A 12,432-nucleotide genomic window follows, 5' to 3' on the forward strand; every position below is an offset into this window, starting at 1 on the left:
ATCTCAGGACCGATATCTCAGGACCGATATTTCAGGATCGACACATGGCACATGCTCCCCAAACCAAGATCGCCGCCACCTACATGCGCGGCGGCACCAGCAAAGGCGTGTTCTTCAAGCTGGACGACCTGCCGGAATCCGCCCGCGTGCCGGGCGCCGCGCGCGACGCGCTGCTCCTGCGCGTGATTGGCAGCCCCGATCCCTACGGCAAGCAGATCGACGGCATGGGCGCCGCCACGTCCAGCACCAGCAAGACCGTCATCGTCGCCAAAAGCACGCGACCCGACCATGACGTGGACTACCTCTTCGGCCAGGTCTCGATCGACCAGCCTTTCGTGGACTGGAGCGGCAACTGCGGCAACCTGTCCGCCGCGGTCGGCCCCTTTGCCATCACCAACGGCCTGGTCGACCCCGCCCGCGTTCCGCAGGACGGCGTTGCGGTCGTGCGCATCTGGCAGGCCAACATCCAGAAGACCATCGTGGCTCACGTGCCCATCACCGGCGGCGCGGTGCAGGAAACCGGCGATTTTGAACTGGACGGCGTGACCTTCCCCGCCGCCGAACTGCGTTTGGAATTCATGGACCCCGCCGAGGAAGGCGACGGCGGCTCCATGTTCCCCACCGGCAACCTGGTCGACAACCTGGAAGTGCCCGGCGTGGGCACGTTCAAGGCCACGATGATCAATTCCGGCATCCCGACGATCTTCCTGGAAGCGGACGCCCTGGGCTACAGCGGCACGGAACTGCAGGATGCTATCAACGGCGACACCGCCGCGCTGTCGCGCTTTGAGACCATCCGCGCCCACGGCGCGCTGCGCATGGGCCTCATCAAGGACCTCGCCGAGGCCGCCAGCCGCCAGCACACCCCCAAGATCGCCTTCGTCGCCCCGCCCAAGGAATACATTTCCTCCAGCGGCAAGAAGATCGGCACGAGCGACATTGATGTGCTGGTGCGCGCGTTGTCCATGGGCAAGCTGCATCACGCCATGATGGGCACGGCGTCGGTCGCCATCGCCACCGCGGCTGCGGTGCCGGGCACGCTGGTGAACCTGGCGGCCGGCGGCGGCGAACGCGACAACGTGTGCTTTGGCCACCCGTCGGGCACCCTGCGTGTCGGCGCGCAGGCGCAGCTGGTGGATGGCGACTGGAAAGTGACCAAAGCCATCATGAGCCGCAGCGCGCGCGTGCTGATGGAAGGCCGCGTGCACGTGCCGCGTGAGGGGTTCTGACCCCGCTATTCGCACATTCCAGAACCGCAAACGGGGCAGATTCTGCCCCGTTCACATTTCTGCAATGAAAGCGGTCCGACAGCGCCGCGTTTGATCTTGCTCGATGTTCTGATTCGGCCCCCTAAAGTCGCCGCATCCGCCTGCCGTTAGCGGATTGCGGCCGGGGATTTCCCGGCCGACTAGCAACCCGCCGACTTTCCACGTCGGCGTATCCAGTACACGAGCATGAAGATAACGTCGCTGCGCAACCGCATTTTGCTTATTACCTGCTTTACGGTGGTGGGAGCGCTCACGCTCTCGGGCCTCATCACCTACCAGATCGTGCGCGACAACATGATGTCCACCATCGCCGCGACCCTGAACGCCGTGGCCTCCGGCAACGCCAGCGCCATCGAGCGCTGGTCGGCCGACAAGGCGCAGGCTGTCGACGCCACGGCGAAGGTGGTCGAGAAAGGCGATCCCCGGGGCCTGACCAAGCTCATGGGCGAGACTAACGGCTTTCCCATCACCACCATCGGCTGGTCCGACAAGACCTTCTTTTCCACCACCAAGACGGCGGCGGATTACGATCCGACCGCCCGGCCCTGGTACAAGAGCGCCGTGGCCGCCGGCAAGCTGACGATCACCAAGCCCTACGGTGATTCCAGCACCGGCGTGCTCTACGTGGCGTTCACCGCGCCGATGATCCGCAACGGCCAGACGACCGGCGTGCTGAGCGGCGCCGTGCCGCTCGATGGCGTGAAGGACATCATCAAGGCCATCCATCCCACCCCGTCCAGCAGCGCATTTGTGCTGGGCACGGACGGCCAGGTGATCTCGCACTTGAACGACAAGCTGGCGCTCAAGCCGTCGACCGACATCTCGCCGGCCCTGACCGCCGAGGCGATCGCCGCCATGGCCCGCGACGGCGCAGCGCCCGTCGAGATCGCGCTGGACGGCGCGCAGAAGCTGCTGAAGGCGCGCCGCATTCCCGGCACTGACTGGTATCTGGTCGTGGCGCTGGACAAGACCGAGGCCACGGTCGGCCTGACGCAGGTGTTGAATGCCACCCTGATCTCGCTGGTGGTCCTGACGCTGGTGGCCGTGGGCATCGCCAGCGTGATCACGTCACGCGCCTTCAAGCGTCTGTCCGCCGTGCGCGACGCCATGGACACCATCGGTTCCGGCGACGGCGACATGACGCACCGTCTGGCCGTGGTCGGTCATGACGAGGTCGCGCAGATTTCGGCCTCGTTCAACGCGTTCGTGGAGAAGATCACCCACGTCATGCGCGAAGTGCGCAGCGGCGTGCATTCGATGAGCGCCGCCACGCGCGAGATCGACATGGGCAACCGCGATCTGTCGCAGCGCACGGAAACGTCGGCCGCCTCGCTTGAGGAAACGTCGTCGGCGCTGACCGAGCTTGCGTCCAGCGTGCGTCAGACCGAGGAAACCGCCGAGCACGCGACGCGCCTGGCCGACGAAGCCAGCGCGGTCGCCGCACGCGGCGGGCAGGTGGTCAAGGACGCTGTCACCACCATGGACGAGATTTCGCAATCGTCGCGGCGCATCACCGAGATCATCCGCGTGATCGACGGCATCGCCTTCCAGACCAACATCCTGGCGCTGAACGCGGCGGTCGAGGCTGCGCGCGCCGGCGAACAGGGCCGCGGTTTCGCGGTGGTGGCAGGTGAAGTGCGCACGCTCGCGCAACGCAGCGCGGCTTCCGCGCAAGAGATCAAGACGCTGATCGAGGCGTCGGTGCAGAACGTGAAGAGCGGCACGGAACGCGTGCAGGCCGCCGGTTCGACCATGACCGAGATCGTCGACGGCATCAACCGCGTGCAGCGGATGGTGAGCGAGATCCACGGCGCCATGGCCGAGCAGAGCACGGGGTTGGGGCAGATCGACCGTTCGGTCGCCGACATGGACCAGGCCACGCAGCAGAACGCGGCGCTCGTCGAGCAATCGACGGCGGCGTCGGGGATGTTGAGCGATCAGGCGCGCGTGTTGGCAGATGCCGTTGCGCGGTTCAAGCTGCGCGAGGAAGAAGCGGCCAGCGCCGGCCGGCTGATCGCACTGCCGCAGGGCTGATCCGGAACCGCCGGCGGGGAGTTACTCCGCCGGCGTGCCTGCGGCTGGTTTGCCTGCCGCAGGTCCACCTGCCGCAGGTCCGCTTGCCGCAGATTCTCCCCCCGTTTTTCGGGGCGGACCGACCTGCTTGAGCACGGCAACCGCCGTCGCGACGATCTCCCCGTCCGCGCTCAATTCCCCCTGCATGAACACCAGCGACGACGTGGCCTGCGCCACGCGGCCGCGCACTTGCAGAAACTGTCCTTCGCGCGCCGCCGCCAGAAAATGCGTGTCCAGTTGCACGGTCACGCAGACGCGCCGGCCCAGCGCTTCCCACGCAATCGCGCTGATGCCGTGGTCCAGCAGCGCGGTCAGCAAGCCGCCGTGCACCACACCTGCGGGATTCAGATGGTCGGCGGTGGTCAACAGGCCATAAGCCCAACCATCGTCCTCCTTGCGCACCCACAACGGCCCGATCAGGCCCGCAAACCCGGGCAACGTGCGTTTGCGCCAACCGGGCGGAACGGCGGAATCGTCGGCGGAATGCGTGTCCATAGGTCTAGCTCCTGGCCGCCATCAGTTGCGACAACGCGCGCGCCTCGCCCTGCAGTTCCGCCGCCAGCGATTCCACGCGCGCCGCATCGAGTTGTTCGGCCAACCCCGCAGCCACCAACGCATGCGTCAGCCGCTGATGACTGTCGAACACCGGCACCGCGATCACGACGACGCCGTTGATGTAGTTGTTGCGGTCCACGCTGTAGCCCTGCCGCCGCACGGCGTCAACGTCGGCCTTCCACGCCGCGAACTCGGGCGCCTGATCCCAGCGCAGGGCCTTGAAGCGCCGCTCCAGTTCTTTCTCGGACAGATCCGCAAACGCGGCGACCAGCCGGCCCGTTGCGCTGATCAGCGCCGGAAAGCGGCTTCCCACGTCCACATGCAGGCGGAATGGCGCGTTGGACCGTGACAGCGCCAGCACCACCATGTGATCGCTGCCGGACACCTCGACACCGATCGCGGTGACGCTGGCCGCGTTGGCGATGCGATCCAGCACGGGCTGCGCCAGCGCGGGGAACGGGTTGCTTTCGATCACGCTGCGCGCCAGCGTCAGCATGCCCACGCCCAGGCTGTAACGCTTGGCGCCGGGGTCGACTTTCACCAGGCCTTCTTCCACCAGGACGCGAAGAATGTGCAGGCACGTGCTGGTCACCATGCCCAATTCCTGCGAGATGGCCTTCAGCGTCATGGGCTCGCCGCCCCGGCCCAGAAGGCGCAGGATCGCGATCGATCGCGTCACGGCCGGCACAGGCCGCACGCGCGGGCCGCCGGCGCTGGCAATTTCCGGGGTACCGGTTTCACTCATCGGGTTCTCCATTTTTATTGCGGCAAGCATACCGTGCGGCGCCCGCCTCGCGGGGCCGCCTCCACGCCGCCTTAATTGTCTATATACAATCAATAAACGTCATTGACAATTTATTTGCCGGCGCGCATAGTGGGTTCCACAGGTTGCCGACCCACACAGGTACGACGAAATGACGAAGCTGACCGATACCCTTTCCTACGCGGACGCCCAGGCGCTCTGCTCCTCGGACAAGCTCTGGGAGCTGTTCGATGGCAACCGCGACACCATGAACATCGCGCACGAATGCATCGACCGGCACGCGGACAAGGCCGAGCCGGCGATCATCCTGGTGCGCGCCGCGGGCGGGGACGAGACTTACTCGTTCCGCCAGATTGCCGAGGAATCCTCGCGCTTCGCGCACTACCTGGTTGAGCAGGGCATCCGCGCCGGCGACCGCGTCGCCGTCATGCTGGAACCGTCGCTGCCGTTCTACGTGGCCATGTTCGGCGCGATGAAAATGGGCGCCATCGCCGTGCCGCTCTTCACGCTGTTCGGCCCCGACGGCATCCGGTTGCGCGTGCAGGACTGCCAGCCGCGCATGCTGGTGACCAACGCCGAAAAGGCCCCGCTTGCCGCCGGCGGCGAGGACATGCGCGTGGTCATCGCCGACGACGCCTTTCTCGGCACACTGGCCGCCTACCCGCCCCATTACGAATGCCGCACGCGTGCCGACGATCTGGCCATCTTCCAGTACACGTCGGGCACGACGCGCGAGCTGCCCGACGCCGTCAAGCACACGCATCGCGCCCTGGTCACGCTGATGCTGGCCGCGCTGTACGGCACCGGCATCCGGCCCGGCGACCGCTACATGTGCCCGTCGTCGCCCGCCTGGGGACACGGGCTGTGGCACGGCACGCTGGCGCCGCTGGCGCTGGGCGTCACCATCGGCGCGTATGCCGGCAAGTTCAATGCCGAACGTCTGCTGCAGGCCTTGCAGGACCACCGCTTCACCAACATCTCCGCCGCCGCCACCCACTACCGGATGATGCGCAATAGCGGCGCGGCCGGACGCTACCGCTATCACCTGGACAAGGTGTCCTTCACCGGCGAGCCCATCGACAGCGAGACGGCCGCCTTCGTCGAAGCCACCTTCGGCCGGCCCGTCTGCAGCATGTACGGCACGACGGAAATCGGCGTCTGCCTGGTCAACTATCCCGGCGCGCCGGACTTCACGGTCAAGGCCGGCTCGCTGGGCAAACCCGTGCCGGGCTTGCGCGTCGAAGTGCAGGACGCCAACGGCCAGCCCTGCGCGCCCGGCGAAACCGGCGAGCTCAAGCTGTGGCGCCGCGACGCGTGGGTCGCCACCAAGGATCTCGGGCGCGTGGACGAAGACGGCTACTTCTGGCACGGCGGCCGCGCCGACGACGTCATCATCTCGGCCGGCTGGACCATGAGCGCCGTCGAGATCGAAGACGCCATCCTCAAACACCGCGACGTAACGGAGGCCGCCGCCATCGGCGTGCCCGATCCGCTGCGCGGCCAGGTCGTCAAGGCCTTCGTGGTGTCAACGCGCGCCGGCGACGACGCCTTCGTGCAGGAAATCCAGGACGCCGTGCGCAGCCGCCTGGCGCAGCACGAGTATCCGCGGCAGGTCGTGTTTGTGGCTGAACTGCCCAAGACGCCCGCCGGAAAGATCCATCGCAGGAAATTGCGGGAGCAAGAGCTTGCGACCGCCGACACCACGCCCGCCGGCGCCGCCCACGCCTAGGGCTACCCGGCACAGGCCACCTCTCAAACCCAGGAGACATCATGCTGACCCAGACCAAGACCGAACGCAGCTTTCCCAAGATCACCGAACGCGGGCTGGACGAGCTGCGCGAACGCATCGGCGTGAAGATCGGCGCCACCGCCGAGCCGTGGTGCTACGAAGCAACGCGCGACAACATCCGCCATTACGCCCACGGCATCGGCGACGACAACCCGCTGTGGTCGGACCCGGAGTACGCAGCCAAGACCCAGCACGGCGGCATCATCGCGCTACCCAGCTTCCTGTTTGCCACCAGCCGCATCGTGTCCGGCTACGTGGGCGGGCTGCCCGGCGTACACGCCATGTGGTCGGGCGCGGACTGGACCTGGCACAAGACGGTCAAGCGTAACGACATCATTTCCACCGAAGCGCACCTGAAGAACCTGATCGAACACCAGACCCGCTTTGCGGGCCGCGCCGTGCAGCAGATCTATCACGTGGACTTCTTCAACCAGGACGGCGACAAGGTCGCCGACGCCGACAGCTGGTGCTTCCGCACCGAACGCGACCATGCGCGTGAACAGGGCAGCAAGTATGCCGAAGTCCGCGCCCGCGAACCGCGCCGCTACAGCCCCGAGGAAATCAAGGAAGCCTACAAGCTCTACGCCCAGGAAGAAGTGCGCGGCGCCACGCCCCGCTACTGGGAAGACGTGAAGGAAGGCGAAGAACTGCCCGTGATGTTCAAGGGGCCGATGACGGTCACCGGCTTCATCGCCTTCGCGCAGGGTTGGGGCGGCCTGTACATCCGGGCCAACAAGCTGGCGTGGCAACTCATCGACGCGCATCCGGGCGTGGGCATCACCAACCGCTTCGGCATTCCCGATGTGCCCGAGCGCGTCCACTGGGAAGAAGACTTCGCGCTGGAAGTCGGCGCGCCCGGCGCCTACGACTACGGTCCCGAGCGCAATTCGTGGCTGACCCATCACCTCACCAACTGGATGGGCGACGCCGGGTTCCTGCGCAAGTCCACGTGCAAGATCCGCCGCCACAACCCCGAGGGCGACATGCTGTTCTTCAAGGGCAAGGTGGTGCGCAAGTACGTGGAAGACGGCCGTCACCTGGTCGAGATCGAACAGGAAGCACGCAACCAGGACGACGAGCTTTCCGTCCTGGGTACCGGTGTGGTCGAATTGCCTACCCGCGCCTGACCCGCGGCAACCCCCAAGACGAGGTGGGCGATGTCTGATTCATCGGAACATGCTGCACCCTGCCCCGAGGCCCGTCCGCGGGGCGCGCTGGACGGCCTGCGCGTCATCGACCTGTCGCGCGTCCTGGCCGGCCCGCTGTGCACGCAGATGCTGGCGGACCAGGGCGCGGATGTCATCAAGGTCGAGCCGCCCGGCGGCGACGAAACGCGCACGCTGGGCCCGCCGGTCAACGCCGACGGCGACGCCGCCTACTTCACCGCCGTCAACCGCGGCAAGCGCGCCATCGGGCTGGATCTGTCCAAGCCCGCCGGCCGCGACGTGCTGCTGGCGTTGCTGGCCGACGCCGACGTCCTGATCGAGAACTTCATCCCCGGCACGATGGCCAAGTGGGGCCTGGACTACGAGGCGGACCTGAAGCCCCGCTTTCCCCAGCTCATCCACTGCGCCATCACGGGCTTCGGCGAAGACGGGCCGCTGGGCGGCCTGCCCGGCTACGACGCGGTGCTGCAGGCCATGTGCGGCTTGATGAGCATCAACGGCGAGCCCGCCGGCGGACCAACCCGCGTCGGCGTGCCCATCGTCGACCACCTGACCGGTTACACCGCGCAGTCCGGCATCCTGCTGGCGCTTTACCACCGGGCGCGCACGGGTCTTGGTCAGCGGGTCGAGGTCACCCTGTTCGACACCGCGCTCAGCCTGCTGGTGCCGCATGCCGCCAACTGGATGCACACCGACCAGACGCCGGGCCTCCTGGGCAGCGCGCATCCCAACATCGCCCCGTATGACCGCTACGCCTGCCGCGATGGCGAGATCTTCCTGGGCGTCGTCAATGACCGCCAGTTCCGCCGTTTCTGCGACTACGCGGGCCTGCCATCGTTGCCGGATGATCCGCGCTTTGCCACCAATCGGGCGCGGCTATCGCACCGCGACGCGTTGCGGGACGCCATCGAAAGCGCCCTGGCGACGCGTGCGCGCGATGCGCTGTGCGCGGAACTGATGAAGCTTGGCGTACCGGCTGGGCCGGTCAACAGCGTGCCCGAAGCCTTTGCGCAGGCGCACACCGCGCACCGCGGCATGCGCGTCGATCGCGATGGCTATCACGGCATCGGTCCCGCAGTGCGGCTTTCGCAAGCGCCCGCGCGCGTGGACCGGCTGCCGCCCGCCTATGCGCAGCACACCGTCGAAGTCCTCCGGGAGGCCGGCTTCGGCGACTCACAGATCGCGGCATTGCAGGAACAGGGCATCCTGCCGCGATGGCCGCCTCCCAAGCCCTAGCCGCAGTCCGATGCAGCCACATATAAAAACGAGGAGACCACCATGAAGACCTTACGCCTGATCGCCGCGCTAGCGGCGCCGCTGCTGTTCGCGCAGCCCGCCGCGGCCGCCGACAGCTATCCCTCCAAACCCGTCAAGATCATCGTCCCCTACCAGGCCGGCCAAGGCACCGACGTCGCCGCCCGCTACCTGGCCGAATATCTGGCCCGCGACCTGGGCCAACCCTTCATCGTGGAGAACCGCCCCGGCGCGGGCGGCAACATCGGCGCGTCCGAAGCCGCGCGCGCCGCGCCCGACGGCTACACGCTGCTGATGGGCACCAACGGCACGCACGTGCTGAACCAGTACATGTACGCGTCCACCAACTTCGACCCCGAGAAGGACTTCGCGCCCGTCATGCTGGTCAGTTCGTTTCCCATGGTGCTGCTGACGACCCCGTCCTCGCCCTACGCCAGTCTGGCCGACCTGCGCAACAGCGCCAAGGCCAAGCCCGACAGCGTCAACGTCGGCATGCCCAGCACCACCGCGCGCCTCGTGTACGAACTGCTCAAGCAGCAAGGCGTCAACAGCGTTCGCGGCATCCCCTACAAGGGCTCGGCCACCGCCACGACGGACCTCTTGGGCGGCCAGGTGCAGGTCGGCATCGACACCGTCAGCGCCGCGCGCTCGTTCATCACCAGCGGCAAGCTGCGCCCGTTGGCGGTGACGTCGTTGAAGGAATCGGCCCTGCTTCCCGGCGTGCCGTCGGTGGCGGGACAGGGGCTGGATGGGTTCCAGGTGATCGCGTGGAACGGCCTGTATGCGCCGAAGGGCACGCCGCCGGCGGCGATCAAGCGATTGAACGAGGAACTGGCCAAGATCCTGGCGCGGCCGGAAGTGAAGCAGAAGCTGCTGGATCTGGGGCATGAACCGGGCGGCGGCACGCCCGAGGAACTGGCCGCGTTTGCACGCAGCGAACGGCAGAAGTGGCAGCCGCTGATCGTGCAGGCGGGGCTGAAGGCGGAGTGACTTCGGCGTAACCGTCAGCGTTGAGCGGCAACGCGGCGCAGGCCGTTCCACTGCGCCGCGGGTGCCGTTGACAACCGCATGCACCAAGGCCGCGCTACGACCGGCCCGCAGCAAGCCTCAACCCGCCAACCGCCACCGCGGCCATCGCCAGCGCGCACAACACGGCGGCCATCACAAACGTCGTGTGCAACCCGGCCGACAGTTGGGCGGGCGCGGCATCAACCAGCGCCGTCGCCCCGGCGCCAACGGCAAACACCGCGCCCATCGCCGACGCACCGGTAATCAACCCCAAGTTGCGAGACAGGTTCAACATGCCAGACACGGCGCCGCGATCGTTGCTGCCCGCCCCGGCCATGACCGCGGTGTTGTTGGCTGCCTGAAACAGCGCATACCCGGCCGTCAGCACGCCCAATGCGACCACATATCCCGTCACACCGAACGCTTCCGATGCCACGGGCAGCATCGCCGATGCGCCTGTCATCGCGATCAATGCGGCAAGCGTCATCGGCCGGGCGCCAAGGCGGTCGACGCAGCGCCCCGCCGGTACGCCCGCCAGGGCAGCAACGAGCGGGCCGCAAGACATCGCCATTCCGACGCGCATCGCGTCCAGGCCCAAAGCCCCTGCCAGAAAGAACGGCCCAACCACCAAGGTGGCCATCATCACCGTCGCGACCAGCGCGTTGGCCGCGAAGCCGCCCGCCAGCACGGGACTGGCCATCATCGCCGGCCGCACCAGCGGGTTTGCCGTCCGCGACTGCACCCACGCAAACAGGCCCGCGCCGCCCGCCGCCGCCGCAAGCAGAACACCGTTGAAAGTACCGAAGCTGCCGCGTCCGAGCGTCATGGCCAGCGCGTAGACCGCCAGCGTCAGCGACAGCAGCACGCTGCCCAGCCAATCAAAGCGCATCCTCTGCGCCGCAGCGCGTTGCGACTCGCGGGGCAGATGCCGCCACGCCAGCCAGAACGCCAGTAGGCCCAGCGGCAGATTGACGAGAAAGATCGCCCGCCATCCCGGACCCGCGATCAGCGCGCCGCCCAGCGTCGGCCCGAGCGCGGTGCCTGCCGCCGACATCGTGCCCAACAGACCCATGGCGCTGCCCGCCCTTCCCTTCTGCGGTGCCTCGCTGGCAAAGGCCATGGCCAGCGTCATCAGCACGGCCGCGCCCAGGCCCTGCGCGGCGCGCGCGGCCACCAGGGTCCACAGTCCGGGCGCGGCTGCGCACGTCACGGAAGCGACCGTAAACCAGGCGATCCCGGCCAGCATCAGGCGCCGGCGACCGATCAGGTCGCCCAGCCGTCCGGCGCTGACCACGGCGGTCGTGATGGCCAGCAGGTAGGCCAGCACCACCCATTGCACCGCCTGAAACGACGCGCCAAATGCGTGGGTGAACGCGGGCAGGCCCACGTTGGCGATGCTGGTGCCCAGGGACGCCAGCAGCATCGACAGGGACAGGCAGGCCAATAGCGAGAGGCGGGAGGGGGATGACGATACGGGCGAAGCGGCGAGCGACATGATGGCGACGTGCAAAGGGAAAATGGAATCCCAGCGTATGCCTCTCCCATGCCTGGCGGAAGACGCAGCATTTGCAGCAAATACCTGCATGCGACGCCATGCCAAATTCAGGCGCGGATTTCGCCGGCGTGCTACGTTTGCCGCATGTCCGCGCCCGACCTCAACCTTCTCATCACCCTGGATGCGCTGCTCTCCGAGGGCAGCGTGGCCGGCGCCGCCCGGCGTCTGCGCCTGAGTCCTTCCGCCATGAGCCGCGCGTTGGCGCGGCTGCGCGACACCACGGGCGATCCGCTACTGGTGCGCGCCGGACGAGGTCTGGTTCCAACGCCCCGGGCGCTGGCGCTGCGCGAGCAGGTCGGCGGGCTGGTCAGGGATGCGCAAGCCGTGCTGCGTCCCTCGCAAGACCTTGATCTCGCATCGCTCGTTCGCACCTTCACGCTGCGCGTCACTGATGGCTTCGTAGAAAACTTTGGCGCGCGTCTGCTCGCGCTGATTGACGACGAAGCGCCGGGGGTGCGGTTGCGCTTCATGCAGAAACTGGACAAGAACAGCGCGCCGCTGCGCGAAGGCGCTGTGGACCTGGAAACCGGGGTGGTGGGCGAGTCGGCCAGTCCTGAACTGCGCACGCGGGCGCTGTTTCAGGATCGGTACATCGGCGTCATGCGCGCCGCCCATCCGCTGGCGCGCGGCAACGTCACGCTGACGCGTTATTTGGCAGCGCGCCACATTCTGATATCGCGCCGCGGACGGGAATCAGGCCCCATGGATGAAACCCTGGCGCAGGCCGGCCGCGCGCGCCAGATCGCCACGATTGCGGGCAGCTATTCAACGGCGCTGGCGCTGGCCCGCGAAACCGACATGATCGCCACGGTGCCCGATCGGCACACCGCCGTGATGCGCGAGGGCATGCGCAGCTTTGCGCTGCCGTTCGCGATGGCGCCCTTTACGGTGTCGATGCTGTGGCATCCGCGAATGGACGGCGATGCCGCCCATCGCTGGCTGCGCGGCATCGTGCTTCAGGCTTGCGGGACGGGCGCTCTCCGATAGGTCCGCTCAGAAAG

10 protein-coding genes are annotated in these 12,432 nt (G+C 67.4%); 7 read left to right on the top strand and 3 right to left on the bottom strand.

The window, feature by feature from the left end:
* Positions 1-44 precede the first annotated feature (44 nt).
* Together prpF and AB3147_RS24605 are read left to right on the top strand one after the other, a co-directional pair.
* Positions 45-1,229 carry a 2-methylaconitate cis-trans isomerase PrpF gene (gene prpF, locus AB3147_RS24600; RefSeq protein ID WP_175122419.1) on the top strand — a complete coding sequence of 395 codons (1,185 nt, stop codon included), beginning with the start codon at positions 45-47 and terminating at the stop codon, positions 1,227-1,229.
* Positions 1,230-1,454: 225 nt separating this feature from the next.
* Positions 1,455-3,302 (top strand): methyl-accepting chemotaxis protein, encoded by a 1,848-nt coding sequence (locus tag AB3147_RS24605; RefSeq protein WP_218342838.1) that lies wholly within the window; start codon positions 1,455-1,457, stop codon positions 3,300-3,302.
* 21 nt (positions 3,303-3,323) lie between these two features.
* Here the strand turns inward: AB3147_RS24605 and AB3147_RS24610 are convergent, their stop codons facing one another.
* A complete protein-coding gene (locus tag AB3147_RS24610; RefSeq protein WP_367353214.1) occupies positions 3,324-3,836 on the bottom strand; it encodes a PaaI family thioesterase in 513 nt (170 codons plus the stop codon).
* A 4-nt stretch (positions 3,837-3,840) separates the two neighbouring features.
* The gene (locus AB3147_RS24615; RefSeq protein WP_175137867.1) at positions 3,841-4,641 is read right to left on the bottom strand and encodes an IclR family transcriptional regulator; all 801 of its coding nucleotides are present in this window, start codon (positions 4,639-4,641) and stop codon (positions 3,841-3,843) included.
* 169 nt (positions 4,642-4,810) lie between these two features.
* On the opposite strand from AB3147_RS24615, the gene AB3147_RS24620 reads away from it, so the two are divergent.
* The 4 genes from AB3147_RS24620 to AB3147_RS24635 are packed head-to-tail and all read left to right on the top strand — an operon-like array spanning position 4,811 to position 9,858.
* Positions 4,811-6,388, top strand: coding sequence for an acyl-CoA synthetase (locus AB3147_RS24620; RefSeq protein WP_367353215.1), 1,578 nt, complete (start codon positions 4,811-4,813; stop codon positions 6,386-6,388).
* A gap of 41 nt (positions 6,389-6,429) precedes the next feature.
* Positions 6,430-7,575 (top strand): FAS1-like dehydratase domain-containing protein, encoded by a 1,146-nt coding sequence (locus AB3147_RS24625; protein ID WP_367353216.1) that lies wholly within the window; start codon positions 6,430-6,432, stop codon positions 7,573-7,575.
* 30 nt (positions 7,576-7,605) lie between these two features.
* Positions 7,606-8,850, top strand: coding sequence for a CaiB/BaiF CoA transferase family protein (locus AB3147_RS24630; protein WP_367353217.1), 1,245 nt, complete (start codon positions 7,606-7,608; stop codon positions 8,848-8,850).
* Positions 8,851-8,892: 42 nt separating this feature from the next.
* Positions 8,893-9,858, top strand: coding sequence for a Bug family tripartite tricarboxylate transporter substrate binding protein (locus AB3147_RS24635; RefSeq protein WP_367353218.1), 966 nt, complete (start codon positions 8,893-8,895; stop codon positions 9,856-9,858).
* Between the two features lie 94 nt (positions 9,859-9,952).
* Here the strand turns inward: AB3147_RS24635 and AB3147_RS24640 are convergent, their stop codons facing one another.
* Positions 9,953-11,371 carry an MFS transporter gene (locus AB3147_RS24640; protein WP_367353219.1) on the bottom strand — a complete coding sequence of 473 codons (1,419 nt, stop codon included), beginning with the start codon at positions 11,369-11,371 and terminating at the stop codon, positions 9,953-9,955.
* 144 nt (positions 11,372-11,515) lie between these two features.
* Between AB3147_RS24640 and AB3147_RS24645 the strand changes: the two genes are divergently transcribed.
* Positions 11,516-12,418 (top strand): LysR family transcriptional regulator, encoded by a 903-nt coding sequence (locus AB3147_RS24645; RefSeq protein WP_218342833.1) that lies wholly within the window; start codon positions 11,516-11,518, stop codon positions 12,416-12,418.
* Positions 12,419-12,432: the final 14 nt, after the last annotated feature.

This window comes from Achromobacter animicus, assembly GCF_040775605.1.
Taxonomy (GTDB): Bacteria; Pseudomonadota; Gammaproteobacteria; order Burkholderiales; family Burkholderiaceae_B; genus Achromobacter; species Achromobacter animicus.